General features: G+C 71.9%; 14 protein-coding genes. 7 read left to right on the forward strand and 7 right to left on the reverse strand.

Features of this window, described 5'->3' with window-relative positions:
- Positions 1–6 precede the first annotated feature (6 nt).
- The 7 genes from ABD241_RS12450 to ABD241_RS12480 all read right to left on the reverse strand — a co-directional run bounded on the left by ABD241_RS12450 (position 7) and on the right by ABD241_RS12480 (position 10,040).
- Positions 7–1,332, reverse strand: coding sequence for an ABC transporter substrate-binding protein (locus tag ABD241_RS12450; RefSeq protein ID WP_344062782.1), 1,326 nt, complete (start codon positions 1,330–1,332; stop codon positions 7–9).
- Between the two features lie 65 nt (positions 1,333–1,397).
- Entirely contained in the window at positions 1,398–2,321 is a 924-nt protein-coding gene (locus tag ABD241_RS12455; protein ID WP_344062784.1) for an N-acetylmuramic acid 6-phosphate etherase, read from the reverse strand.
- A 123-nt stretch (positions 2,322–2,444) separates the two neighbouring features.
- Complete coding sequence (locus ABD241_RS12460) at positions 2,445–3,344, reverse strand: MurR/RpiR family transcriptional regulator (protein WP_344062786.1); 900 nt, start codon at positions 3,342–3,344, stop codon at positions 2,445–2,447.
- 4 nt (positions 3,345–3,348) lie between these two features.
- Positions 3,349–5,091 (reverse strand): serine hydrolase domain-containing protein, encoded by a 1,743-nt coding sequence (locus tag ABD241_RS12465; RefSeq protein WP_344062788.1) that lies wholly within the window; start codon positions 5,089–5,091, stop codon positions 3,349–3,351.
- 46 nt (positions 5,092–5,137) lie between these two features.
- The gene (locus ABD241_RS12470) at positions 5,138–6,460 is read right to left on the reverse strand and encodes an exo-beta-N-acetylmuramidase NamZ family protein (RefSeq protein WP_344062790.1); all 1,323 of its coding nucleotides are present in this window, start codon (positions 6,458–6,460) and stop codon (positions 5,138–5,140) included.
- A 35-nt stretch (positions 6,461–6,495) separates the two neighbouring features.
- The gene (locus ABD241_RS12475; protein WP_344062793.1) at positions 6,496–8,310 is read right to left on the reverse strand and encodes a glycoside hydrolase family 3 protein; all 1,815 of its coding nucleotides are present in this window, start codon (positions 8,308–8,310) and stop codon (positions 6,496–6,498) included.
- Positions 8,311–8,483: 173 nt separating this feature from the next.
- Positions 8,484–10,040: an ATP-dependent DNA ligase gene (locus tag ABD241_RS12480; RefSeq protein ID WP_344062796.1), complete on the reverse strand. Its 1,557-nt coding sequence runs from the start codon at positions 10,038–10,040 to the stop codon at positions 8,484–8,486.
- 196 nt (positions 10,041–10,236) lie between these two features.
- On the opposite strand from ABD241_RS12480, the gene ABD241_RS12485 reads away from it, so the two are divergent.
- The 7 genes from ABD241_RS12485 (at position 10,237) to ABD241_RS12515 (ending at position 18,435) form a co-directional block, all read left to right on the forward strand.
- Positions 10,237–11,247: an alpha/beta hydrolase gene (locus ABD241_RS12485; RefSeq protein WP_344062799.1), complete on the forward strand. Its 1,011-nt coding sequence runs from the start codon at positions 10,237–10,239 to the stop codon at positions 11,245–11,247.
- Positions 11,248–11,391: 144 nt separating this feature from the next.
- Entirely contained in the window at positions 11,392–12,186 is a 795-nt protein-coding gene (locus ABD241_RS12490; RefSeq protein ID WP_344062801.1) for an SDR family oxidoreductase, read from the forward strand.
- Positions 12,183–12,950, forward strand: a complete 768-nt coding sequence (gene fabG, locus ABD241_RS12495; RefSeq protein WP_344062804.1) for a 3-oxoacyl-ACP reductase FabG — start codon at positions 12,183–12,185, stop codon at positions 12,948–12,950. Before ABD241_RS12490 ends, fabG begins: the two co-directional genes overlap by 4 nt.
- Position 12,951: 1 nt before the next feature.
- A complete protein-coding gene (locus ABD241_RS12500; protein ID WP_344062807.1) occupies positions 12,952–14,004 on the forward strand; it encodes a phosphotransferase family protein in 1,053 nt (350 codons plus the stop codon).
- 1 nt (position 14,005) lies between these two features.
- On the forward strand, positions 14,006–15,226 hold the full coding sequence (locus tag ABD241_RS12505) for an acyl-CoA dehydrogenase family protein (protein WP_344062810.1): 1,221 nt from the start codon (positions 14,006–14,008) through the stop codon (positions 15,224–15,226).
- On the forward strand, positions 15,213–16,478 hold the full coding sequence (locus ABD241_RS12510) for an acyl-CoA dehydrogenase family protein (protein WP_344062813.1): 1,266 nt from the start codon (positions 15,213–15,215) through the stop codon (positions 16,476–16,478). Before ABD241_RS12505 ends, ABD241_RS12510 begins: the two co-directional genes overlap by 14 nt.
- Before the next feature lie 148 nt (positions 16,479–16,626).
- On the forward strand, positions 16,627–18,435 hold the full coding sequence (locus ABD241_RS12515) for a GAF domain-containing sensor histidine kinase (protein WP_344062816.1): 1,809 nt from the start codon (positions 16,627–16,629) through the stop codon (positions 18,433–18,435).
- The last annotated feature ends 163 nt before the right edge of the window (positions 18,436–18,598 follow it).

Raw genomic sequence — 18,598 nt, forward strand, 5'->3', positions numbered from 1 at the left:
CGAGCGTCACGCGCTCGGCTTGAACCAGGTCTTGACGCCGGTCTCGAGGTCCTGGCTCACCGCCGCGGCGTCCTTGGAGCCGAGCAGCAGCTCCTGCAGGCCCTTGCCCATCAGCTCGCCGCCCGAGGGCGTGCCGTAGCGGAAGTCGGTCAGCAGCAGGTAGGGCGAGCCGGAGCTCTTGTAGTTGTCGCTCATCTGCTTGAGCAGCGGGTCGCTCGGCTCGACGCCGGGGACGGCCGAGATCTGCTTGATCTGGTCGGTGACCATCTGGCCGAACTCCTTGGTGGTCATCCACTTGACGAGCTCGGTGGCCTCGGCGGGGTGCTTCGACTTGGCGGAGACGGCGAAGTTGCCATCGGCCCATCCTGCCGTCGTCGCCGTCGAGCCGCTCGGCGACCCCGGGGCCGGCGGCACCTGGAAGATGCCGATCTTCATGGCGGGGTTGGCCTTCTGGAAGACCGACAGGTCGAAGCTGCCGCCGGGGATCATGGCAGCCTTCTCGGCCGAGAAGAGCGTCTGCGCGTCGGTCTGGGCCACGCCCGTGACGTTCTTGGGCATGTACTTCTCGAGGTCGCCGACGACCTTGACCGAGGCGACCCAGTCGGGGTCGGTGAAGGTCTTCTTGCCTGTCACGACCGCGTCGCGGAAGGCCTTGCCGCCGAAGCGGGCTCCCGCGACGACCTCGTGCACGATCGGCAGGGTCCAGTCGTCCTTGGCGCCGACGGCGATCGGCGTGACACCGGACGCCTGGAGCTTGTCGTTGGCGGCGATGAACTCGGCCCACGTGGTGGGGGCCTTGAGGCCGTTCTTGTCGAAGAGGCCCTGGTTGTAGAACATCTGGACGGTCTGGCGCGCGAACGGCACGGAGTAGGTCTTGCCGTCCTCCTTGCCCTTGGCGCTGGCCACGATGTTGTCGTCCCAGCCGGAGAGGTCGACCTTGCCGTCGAGGGGCAGCAGGGCCTTGGAGGCCACCGTGGTCTGCAGCTGGCCGTAGGAGCGGACCTGCGGCACGTCGGGGCCGCCCTCGCCGGCCAGGCCGGTCGCGAGGATCTTGTTGTACTCGGTCGCCTTGAACGCCTTGAAGTCGACGTGCACGTTGGGGTGGGACTGCTCGTAGGTGGCGAAGATCTTCTTGTATGCCGCCTCGTCCTCGACGCGCCACGACCAGACCGTGAGGTTGACCTTCCCGTCACCGCCGGCGCCGGTCGAGCCCGACGAGCCGCTCGCCGAGGGGGAGCAGGCCGTCACGAGGAGCGCTCCGGAGAGCGCTGCGAGCGTGACGAGCGTGCGGCGTGCGGGTCGCGAGCCGGGAAGGCGTGATGCGAACGTCATGGTGGTGCTCCTGTCGGGTTCTGCAGGTGCCGGGTGGGCGGCGCCGGGTGGGTGGGGACGGGGGTTCAGCGTTCGGGGGCGGGGGCCGTCGCGGCGGTGACCGGACCGCCGATGGCGCTCAGTGCGCGAGCGACGGACCCGCCGTTGGCGGCGATCGCCGCGCGGGCGGTGGAGGCGTCCACGCCGCCGAGCACGGACAGCAGCGCGGGCTTGAGCTCGCCGTCGGCCGCGTCGAGGGCGTCGCGGGCCTGGACGGCGTCGGCGCCGGTGGCCTCCTGCAGGATGCGCACGACGCGGCCGCGCAGCTTCGCGTTGGTCGCGACGACGTCGACCATGAGGTTGCTCCACGTGCGCCCGAGCCGGATCATCACGGCGGTCGAGAACGAGTTGAGGACGAGCTTCTGCGCCGTTCCGGCCTTGAGTCGCGTCGAGCCGGTGAGGGCCTCGGGCCCGGTGCGCACGGCGAGGAGGATGTCGGCGTGCACCGCGGCCTCGGCACGCGGGTTGGCGGTGACGAGGGCGGTGACGGCTCCGAGCTCTCGGGCCCGTTCGAGCGCGCCTGCCACGAACGGCGTACGCCCGGACGCGGTCAGCCCGACGGCGATGTCACCGGCTCGCAGCGCGTTCGCCTCGGACCGGCCGAGCTCGGCGTCGTCCTCGACGTTCTCGACCGCGTGGACCAGGGCCTGCGGACCACCGGCGTGGTGGGCGACGAAGAGGCCCTCAGGGGCGTTGAAGGTGGGGAGCAGCTCGGCGGCGTCGAGCACGGCGAGGCGGCCGGACGTGCCGGCGCCGAAGTAGTGGACGGCCCCTCCGGCAGACAGCGACTCGACGGCCCGGTCGACGAGGTGGGCGAGGTCGGGCAGCACCTCGCTGACGGCGACGGCGACCTTGGCGTCCTCGGCGTTGAGCGCCCGGAGGATGTCGAGGGAGGTGTGCGTGTCAATGGACGTCGTCCCCGGGTGGCGCTCCTCTGTGGGGGCGTCCACGGTCACCTCGCTCTTCACCCGTCGGAGGTTACTTTCCTACGGATCCAGCGTCAATGACGTAAATCAGTAACATTCCGGTCACGACGGTTCGGGCGCTCGGGTCGCCGGGCAGGCTCGTGGCCCTCAGTCGGTGACGTGGTGACCGGCCACGGCCTCGCGGGTGTCGACGACTGCCTTGCGGGCACGGCGCAGGTTGCGCTGGGCGACGGCGATGTAGAGGCAGTCGACGACCGTGAGGGCCGCGATCCGGCTGGCGGTGGCACCCGAGCGCAGGCTCGTCTCGCGAGCGGCGGTCGTCAGCAGGAAGTCGACGCCCGAGGCGAGGCGTGAGAGCGGGAAGTTCGTGATGGCGATGGTGCGGGCGCCGGTCGAGCGGGCCGCGGCGAGCGACTCGATGGTCTCGGTCGTGGTGCCGGAGTGGGAGATGCCGACCGCGATGTCGCCGGGTCCGAGCAGCGTGGCGCTCGTCAGGGCGATGTGGGGGTCGTTCCAGGCGAAGGCGACCACGCCGATGCGGTGCAGCTTCTGCTGCAGGTCGGTGCCGACGATGGCGCTCGCCCCGATGCCGTAGATGTCGACCCGGCCAGCGCGGGCGATGGCCCCGGCGGCCGCCGCGAGCGCCTCGCGGTCGAGCTGCTGGGCCGTCTCCTCGACGGCGCTCGCGTCGGTGAAGGCCACCTTGGCGATGATGTCGTCGATCGTGTCCTTGGCGCTGATGTCGGTGCCGCTGGTGTGCAGCGTGCGCGGGTGCGCCGACTCCTCGGCGAGAGCGAGGCGCAGCTGGGGGTAGCCGGGCAGCCCGAGGCGGCGGCAGAAGCGCAGCACCGTCGTCTCGGACGTGCGGGCGGCCGAGGCGAGCTCGCTGATCGTCAGTCCGGCCGCGCGGCGGGCGTCGGCGAGGACGATGTCGGCGACCCGGTCCTCGGCCGGTGACAGGGAGGGCCGGATCCCCCGCAGGTGGATGAGCAGCGATGCGCTCGCCGCGCCTGCGGGGGGCGAGGCCCCGTCCTCGGTCCTTGGCATGGGCCTACGCTACGGCGTCGCGGCCGGAGAGCCGCCATCCCTGGGCGGAGAAGGCATCCGGTGTCTTCTCGCCGTCGAGCAGGATCCCTCCCGGGCCCTGAACGCGGATGTCGTCGACGGCCACGCCTCGCCCGAGGTAGCCGCCGTCGGTGGTGTGCCGCCAGCGCAGCTGCTGGTCCCCGGTCGGCAGCTCGGCGCGGACCTGGACCCATCGCCTCGTGCCGGAGCCGGAGATGACGCCGTCGGCCGTCTCGGTCTCGCCGCGGTCGACGACCTGGAAGGGCACGGCCGTCCACGTCGCACCGCCGTCGGTGGAGCGCTCGAGGTGAAGCAGGTCGGTCTCCTCCGTGTCGAGGAAGAGGTCGAAGCCCAGGCGCGCACCGCCCGGGCCGACGGGGAGGGTCGGCGTCGTCAGCGTGGTCGTCGCCGCGTTGTCGGAGCCGGTGAACCATGCCGTGTCGCCGTGGCGCGGTCGGATGGCCATCGACGCCGCCAGGCCGTGCGCCCACTCGCGTCGCGCCAGGTTGATCGAGCCCCAGTTCCGCGACGGGTGGACCCGGTTGGTCAGCAGGATCGCGAAGGAGCGCGACGTGAAGTCGATGACGATGGAGGTGCCGGTGTAGCCGGTGTGCCCGGCGGTGCGTGGCCCGGACAGGGCGTCCATGTACCACCGCTGGTTGAGCTCGAACCCCAGGCCGTGGTCGTCACCGGGGAAGGCCTCGTTGAAGTTGGTGATGAGGGCCTCGACGCTCTTGCGGCTCAGGATGCGCTCGCCGCGGTAGGTGCCGCCGTTGAGGAGTGCCTGCGAGAGGACTGCCAGGTCGTCGACGGTGGAGAAGACGCCGGCGTGCCCGGCGACGCCGCCGAGCGACCACGCGTTCTCGTCGTGGACCTCGCCGCGCACCATCCCGCGGGGCGGCGAGGTCTGGTACTCGGTGGCCGCGGTGCGGGCCTTGTCGGTGGGGTTGTAGCCGGTGTCCTTCATCCCGAGCGGCGCGGTGATGCGGTCGTGGACCACGACGTCGAGGGGCTCGCCCCTGAGCCGCTCCACCATGACGCCGAGCGTGATGAGGTTGAGGTCGCTGTAGAGGTACGTCGTGCCCGGCGGGTTGGCCAGCGGCTGGTCCATCACGGCCTTGATGCGCGAGGCCTTGTCGGGCCACTTGCTCCACAGCGGCAGCCACGAGGTGAACCCCGACGTGTGGGTGAGGAGCTGCCGCACCGTGACGGACTCCTTGCCGTTCGCCGCGAACTCGGGCAGGTATGCCGCCACCGGGCTCTCGAGGGAGACCCTGCCCTCCTCGACGAGCTGGACCACCGCGATCGAGGTGAAGAGCTTGGACATCGAGGCGAGGTCGAAGACGGTGTCGGTGCGCATCGGCTCCCACTGGTCGCGGGGGAGCTCGGTGGTCGCGTCGGCGTAGCGCAGCGCCCAGCCGCTCGCATCGCGCTCGACGATGCGACCCTCGTGACCCATGATCCCGACGGCGCCGGCGAAGAGGGGGTGGCCGCCGGGCGGGGCCTGCTCGTGCGCGTGGATCCGGGCCACGGACTCGGCGATGGGAGCCGGGTCGAGGCCCAGCGACTCAGGGCTGGCGTCGGACAGGACGGTGTTGGGCGGGGCGAAGCCGCGGTCGGGCTTGCTGAAGTCGTCGGCGGCGGCCGGGCCGACGGGCCCGGCGGTCACGAGGCTGCCCACGACGGCGAGGCTGCCGATGGCAGCGGGGACGAGTCTGCGCAGGCGCATGTCACTCCTGGATTGTCACTTGGGGCGTCGGTGTCGGGCGGCGGCGTCAGCTGGACGGGCCGCGGTAGAGGAGGTACTGCCGGCGCCGGGCGTCGAAGGCCGCCAGCTCGTCACGCCACGCGCCGACCACCTCGTCGGCGGAGGCGCCCGCCGAGATCTGGGTGCGCAGCCGCTGCGAGCCGGTCAGCTTGTCGATCCAGTAGGGCCGGGCCGGGTCGTAGGAGTCGTAGCGCCAGGCGAAGTCGGGATAGAGGGCCTTGGCGGCGACGAGCATCTCGACGGCGGCACGCATCGGGTCGAAGCTCGACGGGTCGGTGACGTGGAGCTGCACGCCGCCGCAGACCTTGCCGGTGTGCTTGCTGAAGGTCGGCGAGAAGTACGCCTCGCGGAAGCCGACGCCCGGAAGGCCCAGCGCTGCAAGGCGTTCGGCCCACCTGTAGTCGACGAACGGCGCCCCGACGAGCTCGAAGGGCCGGGTCGTGCCGCGCCCCTCCGACAGGTTCGTGCCCTCGAACATGCCGGTGCCGGGGTAGACGAGGGCGGTGTCGGGAGTGGGCATGTTGGGACTCGGCATGACCCACGGGAGCCCGGTGACGGCATACGGCACGTCACGCCGCCAGCCCTTGACCTCGACGACGGACAGCTCGGTGAGCCGGCTGCCCGCGTCAGCGGCCAGGAACTCGCCGTCGAAGTAGCGGGCCAGCTCGCCGACGGTCATGCCGTGGGCCTGGACGATCTCCTTGGCGCCGACGCCCGAGGTCCACGGCGTCGTCATCATCGGGCCTCGCGCCGTGCCGCCGATGGGGTTCGGGCGGTCGAGCACGACGAAGCGGGCGCCGACGGCCACGGCCGCCTGCATCGCGGTGTACATGGTCCAGATGTAGGTGTAGAAGCGCGCGCCGACGTCCTGGATGTCGAAGACGACCGTCTCGACCCCGGCGGCGCGGAACATCGAGGTCATCTTGGCGACGTTGGCGCCGTAGGCGTCGTAGACGGTCAGACCGGTGCGCGGGTCGGTGTGGGTGCCCTCGGAGTCGCCGGCCTGCGCCGTGCCCCGGAAGCCGTGCTCGGGCCCGAAGACGCCGACGATGTCGACGGCTCCGGACTCGTGCATGTCGTCGACGATGGTGCGCAGGTCGGTGAGGATGCCGGTCGGGTTGGTGATGACGCCGACCTTCTGGCCCTTGAGCGTCGACCACGAGGCGGCAGCGGCGTTCTGCGCGCCCGTCGTCACGGGGTTGTTCGGGTAGCTGCTGGCGTATGCCGTCTGCGAGCCTTGCGCTGCAACGGAACCCGCCGCGGTGGCGGGGATGGCGACTGCGCCGAGGGCCCCTGCCGTGAGCAGCTGCCTGCGGTTGAGGTTGGTCATGTGAGAGCTCCGATCGGGTGCCGGCCGGGCCGGCGTCAGTAGGTCAGGCCGTGGCCGAAGGGGTAGAGCACGGCGCCGGGGTCGCCCGCGACGGGGATGTCGACCGGCAGCGAGGCCGTGGGGGAGACGTCGCCGACGAGGACGCGTGCGGCCGCCTCGATCGCGACGGGGCTGTAGGAGTACGTCGCGACGTAGGTGGGCGCGTCGGTGAAGTAGGCGATGTCGTAGGGGTCCCGGACGGCGACGACGACGACCGTCTTGCCGGTGGCGAGCAGCTGCTTGACGAGCTTCTGCTGCCCGCCGCGCTTGTCGGTGACGTTCGTGTCCCAGGCCTTCATGGTGGTGACGACGACGACGTCCTTGTCGGCCGCGGCGGCGACGGCGGCGGCGACCTGGGCGTCGGTGGGGGACGTGCCGGTCTGGAGGCTCTGCACCGTGGCGCCCTTGCCGGTCAGGGCGTCGGCCAGCGTGGCAGTCGTGCTGACGCCGTAGCCGGTGACGAGGACCTTCTTGCCGCTGGGAGCGAGCGGCAGGGCCTTCGCGTCGTTCTTGACGAGGGTTGTCGTGCGGTCGGTGACGGAGTCGGCGGCTGCGAGGTGGGCCGGGGTGCCGACGACGGAGGAGACGGCGCTCGGGTCGGCGTACGGGCGGGCCACGATGCCGCGGCGGTACTTCAGGCTCAGGACACGGCGCACCTTGGCGTCGATGTCGTCCTGGGGGATGCGGCCGCTGCGCACGGCGTCGAGGACGGCCGCGAAGGCATCGTCCATGGCGGGCGTCATGAGCAGCTGGTCGACGCCGGCGAGCAGGGCGCGCACGGCGACCTCGGCGTCGCCGTAGAGGTCGCGAACACCCTGCATCGCGAGGGAGTCGGTGACGATGACGCCCTGGTAGCCGAGCTCGCCGCGCAGCACTCCCGTGAGGATGGGCTTGCTCAGGGTCGCCGGGTTGCCCGAGTCGTCGAGGGCCGGGAACGACAGGTGCGCCGTCATGATCATGTCGATCTGCTCGTTGATCGCGGCCTTGAAGGGCGGGGCGTCGATGGCCTCCCACTGCTCGCGCGTGTGCGTGATGACCGGGAAGGCGACGTGGCTGTCGGTCGCGGTGTCGCCGTGGCCCGGGAAGTGCTTGGCCGACGACGCCACCTTGCCGTCACGCTGGTAGCCGGCGACCTGGGCGGCGGCCAGCTCGGCGGCGAGCTCGGGCCGTGAGGAGAAGGACCGCGTGCCGATGACGGGGTTGAGCGGGTTGACGTTGACGTCGCAGTCGGGGGCGAAGTTCGTGTTGACGCCCATGGCGAGCAGCTCCTGGCCGGTGATCGCGGCGGCGGTGCGGGCGTCGGCGGCGCTGCGGCCTGCGCCGAGGGCCATCGAGCCGGGGAACTGGGTCGCGGGCGGCCCGATGCGGGTGACGACGCCCTGCTCCTGGTCGGTGGCGATCTGCAGCGGGATGCGGACCTTGCTCGGCTGCGTCAGCGCGGCCTTCTGCAGGCCGTTGGACAGGCCCACGATCTGGTCGGGGTTCTGGACGCTGTCGGTCCAGGCGAAGTAGATGACGCCGCCGAGGTGGTACTTCTGCACGACCTCGGCCGGGCTGGCGACGCCGTAGAGGGGGACGTTGCGCTGGTCGGGCGTCGTCGCGTCCTTGCCGTAGACGTTCTGGATGAAGAGCTGGCCCACCTTCTCCTCCAGCGTCATCCGCGCCATGGTCGAGGTGACCCAGCCGTTCTCGGCGTCCGGGGGGAGCGGCGTGGAGCCTGCCGCGCGGGCGCTGCTGGCTGCCGCGCCGGCGGCTGCTGCGGCGAGCCCGCCGGCGAGGACCGAGCGACGGGAGAGGTTGGACAGGGACATGCGAGCCTCCGGTATGTGAACAAGTGACGCATTCTGCTCTTTCGCCGGAACTTACCTACGTGCTTCCGGGTCGGCAACAGATAGCGCCGACCGGTCCACCGGACAGCCGTCTTGGGCAGCGGTCACCGGACAGGTGATCAGGGGCTCACGAGCAGGGGCTCACGAGCAGGCGCTCACCAGCCGGCGAGGGACCTCACGGCCTGCACGGTGTCGATCTCGGTGACCGGCTTGTCGTCGCGGTAGCGGATGACCCGGGCGAACCGCAGCGCCATCCCGCCCGGGTAGCGGCTGGAGCGCTGCACGCCGTCGAACGCCACCTCGACGACCTGCTCGGGCCGCAGGGGCACGACCCATTCCATGAGTCGGCTCGGGTCGACGGCGAGCTCGGAGAAGCGTTCGGTCTGCCACTTCAGCATCTCGTCGGTCATGCCCTTGAACGTCTTGCCGAGCATCACCAGCTCGCCCGTCTCGGCGTCGCGCGCCCCGAGGTGGATGTTGGAGAGCCACCCCTTGCGCCGGCCGCTGCCCCACTCGACCGCGAGGACGACGAGGTCGAGGGTGTGCCGGGGCTTGACCTTGACCCACCCGGGACCGCGCCGGCCGGCGGCATACGGCAGGTCCGGGTCCTTGACGACGACACCCTCGTGGCCGGCTGCGACGAGGTCGGTGAAGAACTGCTGGGCACGCGCTGGGTCGTCAGTGAGCTCGCGGGGCACCATCCACGACGGCGGCACCGTGGCGGACAGGCGCGACCAGCGCGTTGCCGCCGGCTCGTCGAGCAGGTCCTCGCCGTCGAGGTGCAGCAGGTCGAAGAAGTAGGGCGTCAGCGGCACCTCCTCGCGCAACCGGTCGACGTCTGCGCTGCTGGCGGTGCGCGCGCCGGTCACCTGGAAGGGCTGCGGTCGCCCGTCCTCGGCGAGCGCGATCACCTCGCCGTCGAGCACGAGCGTCTCGACGTCGAGCCCGGCGAGGGCCTCGGTGATCTCGGGCATGCGCTCGGTGACCTCGTCGAGGGTGCGGGTGAAGAGCCGCACGGTGCCCGGGCTGGTGCGGTTGTCGACGTGGGCCTGCAGGCGTATGCCGTCCAGCTTGGTCTCGACGACGACCTCACCTCCCAGCGTGGCGAGGGCCGAGGCGACGTCGGGGGCGGCGCCGGCCAGCATCGGGCGCAGCGGCCGGCCGACCTCGAGGGTCAGGTCGTCGAGGGCCTCGACTCCGCCTGTCAGTGCGGCGCGGGCGACCGGCCCGGCGAAGCCCGCGACCATGACGGCGCGGCGGACGGCGGCGTCCGGGACCTCGGCGGCCCTGGCGATGGCCTGGAGCACGACGCCGTCGCCCGCTCCCTGGCGGGTCTCGCCGCTGATGAGCCCGCGCAGCCAGGACTGCTCGTCGGCGGTGGCGCGGGCGAAGAGCTCGCGGACGGCGCTCGCGCGCGCGGCCCCGGAGCCGGACCCGCCGATCGCGGCGATCGCGGTGGCGGCGGAGTCGACCTCCTCGACGGTCAGGGTCGACTCCTCGGCCGGCTGGGGCAGGTCCTGCAGGCCGCGCCAGCTCACACCGATGCGTCGCTGCGGCAGCACCCCGGACAGGTGAGCCGTGACGACCTCGACGACCGCCGGGCCGTCCTGCGCCGCTCGCCGCAGGCAGGCCGCGAGCGCCTCGACCTTCGCGGTGCGCGAGGCTGTGGCGGCGACGGTCCGTGAGGTGGCGACGACGTCCGAGAGCTGCATGACCTGATCTTGCCCGCCCGCGCCGACACGCAACCGTCGAGAGGCCACGTGTGGCCGCCTGTGCACCGTCGAGAGGCCACGTGTGGCCGCCTGTTCACCGTCGAGAGGCCACGTCTGGCCGCCTGTGGACCGTCGAGAGGCCACGTATGCGCGTCGAGGGGGCGCCGACGTCGAGGCGCCCGGCTAGATTCGCTCCATGGGTGGCGCCGTCGACAGGACTCTCAGCCTCGCGCGCAGGGTCGTGCTGGGCACGGCGACCGCTGCCGGCGCCCTTGTCGTGACGGCCAGGACGACACCGTGGCCGTCGGCCCTCCTCATCCGGGCCGCCTTCGACCGCGGAGCCGCGCGCACCAGCGCCGCCCTCGAGAAGCACGTCCCTGCCGACCTCGTCGAGGTGGTCGACGAGGCCTACGACATCTCCTCGCCCGACGGGAGGCTCGACGTCTTCCGACCCTCCCGGGACGAGCCGCTGCCCACCGTCGTCTGGGTGCACGGCGGCGCCTTCGTGTCCGGGTCGAAGCGCGACGTCGCCAACTACCTCCGCGTCCTCGCCGCCCGCGGTCTGACGACCGTCGGCGTCGACTACTCGATCGCGCCGGGCGCTCGCTACCCGACGCCCGTGAGGCAGGTGGCCGCCGCGCTGGCCCACCTCGTCGACCATGCCGACCGGCTCGGCGTCGACCCGGGCCGACTCGTCCTCGCGGGCGACTCGGCCGGTGCCCAGATCGCCGCGCAGGTCGCGCTGCTCGTCACCGACAGCGCGTATGCCGCCGAGCTGGAGATCGACGTCGAGCTCGAGCCGTCGTCGCTGCGAGGGCTCGTGCTGTTCTGCGGCGCCTACGACTTCACGCTGGCGCAGGGCTCGAGCGGCCTCGGCAGGTGGTTCATCGACACTGCGATCTGGTCGTACCTCGGATCACGTCGCGGGCACGACGAACGGACGACCCGGCAGGGCACGGTGCCGCTGCACGTCTCCCCGTCCTTCCCCGCCACGTTCGTGTCGGCCGGCAATGGTGACCCGCTGCTGCCGCACACCCTCGGCCTCGTCGACGTGCTCGGGCGGCACGGTGTCGACCACGAGGTCCTGCTCTTCCCCGACGAGCACGAGCCGCGCCTCGGCCACGAGTACCAGTTCGACCTCGACACTCGTGAGGGGCGCGAGGCGCTCGACCGCGCCGTCGCGTTCATCGAGCGCGTCGTCGGCTGACGCGCGGGCCGTTCGTGGCCTCTCGACGGTGGCGATGCGGCCGTTCGTGGCCTCTCGACGGTGGTTGGGGTGGAGGGGGCACTTGACGTGGAGGGCTCCTTGTCGTCAGGGTAAGCAAGCGCTTAGTCCATCGCGAGGAGCAGCATGCCCGACACCGCCGTCGTCACCGGAGCCGCCCGGGGGATCGGCCGCGCCATCGCCACCCGTCTCGCGCGTGAGGGCTGGCAGCTCGTCCTCGCCGACCTCGACGCCGTCGGGCTGCAGGCGGTGGCCGGCGAGCTCGACGCCCTCGCCGTCCCGGGCGACACGTCGACCGACGCCGGCGTGCGCCACCTGGTCCAGACGGCATACGACCGCCTGGGGCACGTCGAGGTGTTCTTCGCCAACGCGGGCGTCGGCACGCTGGCAGGGCTCGACGCCTCAGACGCCGACTGGTCCCGGGCGCTCGACACCAACGTCCTCGCCCACGTGCGCGCGGCCCGGCAGCTCGTGCCTCGCTGGCTCGAGGTCGGAGGTGGCCGCCTCGTCGTCACGGCCTCGGCGGCCGGGCTGCTGACCATGCTCGGCGACGCGCCGTACTCGGTCAGCAAGCACGCCGCGGTCGCCTTCGCCGAGTGGCTGAGCGCCACCTACCGCCACCGCGGCATCGTCGTGCAGGCGATCTGCCCGCAGGGCGTGCAGACCCGGATGCTCGAGGAGTCCGGCCCGCTGCAGCAGCTGCTGACCCGCGACGCGGCGCTCAGCGCCGACGACGTCGCCGAGGCCGTGTGGCAGGCGCTCGCGCGCGACGAGTTCTACGTCCTGCCCCACCCCGAGGTGCACGACTACTTCGCGCAACGCGCTGCCCACCCCGACGCCTGGCTCGCCGGCATGAACCGGCTCCAGCAGAAGCTCGACGCCCAGACCGGCACCACCACCCCCATCGAGGAGAACGCATGACCGAGCAGCCCACCTCCCAGCGCACCGCCATCGTCACTGGGGCCGCGCGCGGCATCGGCGCCGCCGTGGCCAAGCGGCTGGCCTCCGACGGGTATGCCGTCGCCGTCCTCGACCTCGACGAGTCGGCTTGCGCTACAGTGGTGTCCGAGATCGAGGCAGCCGGTGGCAAGGGCCTCGCCGTCGGCGTCGACGTCTCCGACGAGGCTGGTGTGCAGGCCGCCGTCGACCGCGTCGTGTCCGAGCTCGGCGCCCCGACGGTGCTCGTCAACAACGCCGGCATCATCCGCGACAACATGCTCTTCAAGATGACGACCGACGACTGGGACGCCGTCATGAACGTCCACCTGCGCGGCTCGTTCCTGATGACCCGCGCCACTCAGAAGCACATGATCGACGCGAAGTTCGGCCGCATCGTCAACCTCAGCTCCACCTCGGCCCTCGGCAACCGCGGGCAGGCGAACTACTCCGCGGCCAAGGCCGGCCTGCAGGGGTTCACCAAGACGCTCGCGATCGAGCTCGGTAAGTTCGGGGTCACCGCCAACGCGATCGCCCCCGGCTTCATCGCCACGGACATGACGCGGCAGACGGCGGAGCGCATGGGCATCACCTTCGAGCAGTTCCTCGAGGGGGCGGCCAAGGAGATCCCCGTCGCCCGCGTCGGCCAGCCCGAGGACATCGCCGCCACGGCGTCCTTCCTCGTGCGCGACGAGGCCGGCTTCGTCTCCGGCCAGGTCATCTACGTCGCCGGCGGCCCGAAGGACTGACGTGACCGACGACGCCGCGAGCACGACTGCGCCGCAAAGCGATCCGCCCGGGCTGCCCCTCGACCGGCTGCGCGGCTTCCTCGACCGGGAGGCGCCGGGGCTGCTCGACGGTCCGCTCACGGGACGCGTCATCGCGGGCGGCAAGTCCAACCTCACCTACGAGGTGGGCGACGGCACGAGCACCGTCATCGTCCGTCGTCCACCGCTGGGGCACGTGCTCGCCACCGCGCACGACATGGTGCGCGAGCACCGGGTCATCACCGCCCTGCGCGACACGGCCGTGCCCGTCCCGGCGACGTATGCCGTGTGCGCCGACCTCGACGTGATCGGTGCGCCGTTCTACGTCATGGAGCGCGTGCAGGGCACCCCCTACCGCTTCGAGGCGCAGCTGCGCCCGTTGGGCGCCCACCGCGTGCGCGCGATCAGCGAGCGCATGGTCGACACCCTCGTGGCCCTGCACGCCGTGGAGCCAGGGTCCGTGGGTCTCGCCGACTTCGGTCGTCCAGAGGGGTTCCTCGAGCGGCAGGTGCGCCGGTGGAGGCAGCAGCTCGACGCCTCCCGCAGCCGAGACCTCCCGGGCATCGACGAGCTGCACGAACGGCTGGCGGGCTCCGTTCCCGCACAGGGCGACACGACGATCGTCCACGGCGACTTCCGCCTCGACAACCTCCTCGTCACGAGCGACGACGAGGTGTCGGCCGTCCTCGACTGGGAGATGGCCACGCTCGGCGACCCGCTCACCGACGTCGCCCTGCTCGAGGCCTACCAGACGCTGCCGCTCATGATGGACAGCGTCGCCGTCTCCGACGTCTCGCGCACTCCTGGGTGGATCAGCGCACCCGAGCTGCGCCGACGGTATGCCGCCGGCAGCGGGCGCGACCTCGGCTCGCTCTCGTTCCACCTCGGGCTCGCCTACTTCAAGCTCGCAGTCATCCTCGAGGGGATCCACTACCGCCACACCCAGGGCCAGACGGTCGGGAGCGGCTTCGCCGGCATCGGCGAGGCCACCGTCCCGCTCGTCCGGGCCGGCCTCGCCGCCGTCAAGGAGAGCTGACATGGACTTCGGATTCGACGCCCGCACCGAGGAGCTGCGCCAGGCGCTCCTCGGCTTCATGGACGAGCGGATCGTCCCCTCGCTGCCGCTCTTCGACGAGCAGGTCTCGGCCCTGCCGGACCGCTGGGCGTGGAGCACCGCCCCCGTGCTGCAGCAGCTGCGGCAGGAGGCTCGTGACCTGGGACTGTGGAACGTCTTCCTCCCCGGCGAGCACGGGGCCGGCCTGACCAACCTGCAGTACGCCCCGCTCGCCGAGATCACCGGACGCTGCATCCGCCTCGCTCCGGCCGTCCTCAACTGCGCCGCGCCCGACACCGGCAACATGGAGGTGCTGGCGCAGTTCGGCACGTCGGAGCAGCAGGAGCAGTGGCTGAAACCCTTGCTGCGCGGGGAGATCCGCTCGGCGTTCGCGATGACCGAGCCCGACGTCGCGAGCAGCGACGCGACCAACATCGAGCTGTCCATCCGACGGGACGGCGACGACTACGTCATCAACGGGCGCAAGTGGTGGATCACCGGGGCGATGAACCCCGAGTGCGCGATCTTCATCGTCATGGGCAAGGCCGACCCGTCGGCCGAGCGTCACCGCCAGCAGTCGATGGTGCTCGTCCCGCGCGACACCGCGGGCGTCGAGGTCGTCCGCGGCATGGAGGTCTTCGGCTACGACGACCACGACCACGGCGGCCACGCCGAGCTGCGCTTCACCGACGTCCGCGTCCCGGCGTCCAACCTCATCGGCGAGGAGGGCACCGGCTTCGCCATCGCCCAGGCCCGCCTCGGGCCCGGACGCATCCACCACTGCATGCGCTCGATCGGCCTCGCGGAGGTGGCCATCGAGGCCATGTGCCGCCGGGCGTCCGAGCGGGTCGCCTTCGGCCGGCCCATCGCCGAGCAGGGCGTCGTACGCGACTGGATCGCCGAGTCCCGGGTGCGCATCGAGCAGCTGCGCCTGCTCGTGCTCAAGACCGCCTGGCTCATGGACACCGTCGGCAACAAGGGCGCCCACACCGAGATCCAGGCGATCAAGATCGCGACACCGAAGACCGTCGAGTGGATCCTCGACAAGGCGATCCAGACCCACGGCGCTGCCGGGCTCAGCCAGGACACCGAGCTCGCCGCCGCCTTCGCCGGCATCCGCACGCTGCGCTTCGCCGACGGCCCCGACGAGGTGCACACGAACGCCCTCGCCAAGGCCGAGCTGCGGAGGTATGCCGCCCGCTGACCGCGAGCGCACGGCATACGCCCCGCTGTTCGACCGGGCCGACCACACGACCGCACCTGACCGCACGACGAAGGGACCGACGATGGACTTCGACCTCAGCGCCGAGGAGCGCGAGATCCGCGACTGGGTGCGCACCTTCGTGCGCAAGGAGATCGTGCCGCTCGAGCCGCAGGTCCTCGAGCGGGAACGCCGCAACGAGCGTGGACTCACGGCCGACGAGCTGAAAAGCCTTCAGGACAAGGCCCGCTCGTCCGGCTTCTTCGGCATCCAGACGCCCGAGAGCCACGGCGGGATGGGACAGGGCGCCGTCGTCGCGGCGCTCATCGAGATCGAGCTCGGCCGGTCCTTCGTGCCGTTCCGCTTCGCGGGCGAGGCCGACAACATCCTCTTCTCGGCCACGGAGGAGCAGCAGGAGACCTACCTGCGCCCCACGATCGAGGGCACCCGCAGGTCGTGCTTCGCGATCACCGAGCCCGGCGCGGGCTCGGACGCCCGGGCCATCCGCACGAGCGCGCGCCGCGAGGGCGACGAGTGGGTCATCAACGGCGAGAAGACGTTCATCACCGGCGGCCACGAGGCCGACTTCGTCATGGTCTTCGCCGTGACGGACAAGCAGAAGGGCGCCGACGGGGGCGTCACCTGCTTCCTCGTCGACCGCGACCGCGGCTGGACGAGCACCCCGATCGACACGATGGGCGAGTGGGGACCGGCAGCGCTCGTCTTCGACGACGTCCGGGTGCCGCACTCGGCGATCCTCGGCGAGGAGGGCAAGGGCTTCGAGCTCGCGATGCGGTGGATCGGCAAGGGCCGCTACATGCTGCCCGCCCGGGCCCTCGGGTCGTGCGAGCGGCTCGTCGAGATGGGCATGGAGTGGGCGCGCAACCGCGTCACCTTCGGCCAGCCGATCGCCGAGCGGCAGGCCATCCAGTGGATGGTCGCCGACTCGGCGGTGGAGATCGAGGCGCTGCGCTGGCTCGTGCTGACGGCCGCCTGGCAGGTCGACCGGGGCCTGGACTCGCGCCAGTCGCAGTCGATGGCCAAGCTCTACGGCGGCGTCAAGGCCAACGAGATCGTCGACCGGGTGCTCCAGATGCACGGCGGGATGGGCTACACCCGCGAGCTGCCGGTCGAGCGGTGGTACCGCGAGCTGCGCCTGCTGCGGATCTACGAGGGCACCGACGAGATCCAGCGCCGCACGATCGCCCGCAACCTGCTCAAGGGGCACGTCTCGGTGCGCGGCCACCTCGGCTGAACGACGGGCCCGGGCGCCCTGATCGTGGCTCCGTGCGTCTCACCTGTGCGACAGGGCCCCTGAGTCGGGCACTGCGGACATATCGTGATGATCGGGACGGCGCCACCAGCGGTCCCGTCAGGGGATGGTCGCGGGTCAGGGGGACAGCGTGCGCGAGGTCGAGACGTGGGAGGTACTGGCCCTTCGCCGACTCACCGAGCTGATGAACCGCGTCAGCGCCCAGGACGACCTGTCGGTCCTCTTCGACATGGTGGTGGAGGGCGCCGCCGATGTCGTGGGCTTCGAGGTCGCGGCGATCAGCGTCGTCATCCCGTCGGGCGACGTGCAGGTCGTCGCCGTCGCCGGGGACGACGAGGCCAGGACCGAGCTGCTCGGCCGGGTCACGGCGCGTGAGGTCCTCGAGGCCGAGTTCGCGGTCGCGGAGCGCTGGGGCAGCCTCCGGTTCGTCCCGGCCGGGCAGCTGCCCGACGGCTCCGCCGACGGCTGGGTCTCCTCGCACTGGAGCGCGCCGGCGGCCGAGGACGACCCCGAGGCCTGGAACCCGCAGGACACCCTGGTCGCCCCGTTCTTCGACGCCGTCGGGGAGCTGCTGGGCATCCTCTCGGTCGACCTGCCCCTCAGCGGCCGACGTCCCGACCCGACCCAGCGGGCGGTGCTCGAGCTCTTCGCCAACCAGACGGGGATCGCGGTCTCGGCGGCCCGGCAGCGGCATACGCTCTCGGAACGGGTCCGGCTGGCCGAGGCGGTGCAGACGGTGGCCCGCATCGCGCAGGAGGACCTCGACCCCGCGAGGGTCGTCGACGTCGCCGCGGTCCCGATCTCGGTCGGGCTCTCCACGGCCGGCCTGTGGCTGCGTGCCTTCGCGGGGGAGGAGGACGACGAGCGCGAGAGCGTCTCGGCACGCAGCGGGGCGCCTGTGCCGACTCCGGACTCGCTCGTGGCGATCGCGCGGCGCCTCGCCGTCCGGTCCTGGCGGACCGCCGTGGTGCCGGTCCTCCGGGCCGGCCAGGTGCGGTCCGAGTCCCTCGTCGAGCCCGAGGACGCCTCACCCATCGAGTCGTTCCTCGCTGCAGCGGGCGCGGGCTCGCTGCTGCTCGCGCCGATGGGCTCGGGATCCACCTGCTTCGGCTACATCGCGTGCACGCGCGGACCCGCCGACCCCGAGTGGACCCACGCCGAGGCGCACGCAGCGCTGGAGATGGGCCGCGACCTCGGCCGCGCCATCCGCAACGCGCGGCTGTATGCCGTCGAGCGGCGTGTCGCGGACGAGCTGCGCGAGGCCGACCGGAGCAGGACGCAGCTCTTCTCGACCGTCTCGCACGAGCTGAAGAACCCGCTCGCCTCGGTGGTGGGCCACGTCGAGCTGCTGCGCCAGGAGCCGGACGGCGACCGGGACTGGTCGCTCGGCGTCATCGAGCGCAACACGCAGCGGATGCTCGACCTCGTCGACGACCTCCTGACGCTCTCGCGGGTGAGCGACCCGGACCGGTCCCTGCCGGAGACCGACGTCGACCTCGGCGAGGTGTCGCGGGAGGTGGTCGACACGTTCCGCCCGCGCGCGGACAACCGGCGGGTGACGCTCACCTTCGAGCTCGAGGACGGGGTGCCACCCGTGCGGGGCAGCGCCGGCGACCTCGAGCGCGTGGTGCAGAACCTGGTCAGCAACGCCGTGAAGTTCACCCCGGCGGGCGGCAGCGTTGCCGTGTCGGTGTCCGGGCAGCGCGACCGGGTCGTCCTCGAGTGCGTCGACGACGGCGTCGGCATCTCGGAGGAGGACCAGGCCGGGCTGTTCACGGAGTTCTTCCGCGGCACCAACCCGGCCAGCCTCCAGATCCCCGGCACCGGGCTGGGCCTCAGCATCGCCCGGCGTGTCGTGATGAGGCACGGCGGACGCATCGACCTCGACTCCGAGCTCGGCCGAGGGACCAGCGTGAGGTTGCTGCTGCCCGTTACGTGACGTTTTGTCCCACCGGACGCCACGCCCGAGCGCGGGGCGGCGCCACGGATTCGCCGGGGTCCGAGCCTTCAGGTGCGGACCCGGAAGGGGTAGAACGGGGAGCACGAGGCGACAGGGGCCGGTGGGCCGCCTCGTCGGGCCATGGCCCGGGAACGGCTCGCCG

This window comes from Terrabacter lapilli, from assembly GCF_039531305.1.
Lineage (GTDB): Bacteria > Actinomycetota > Actinomycetes > Actinomycetales > Dermatophilaceae > Terrabacter > Terrabacter lapilli.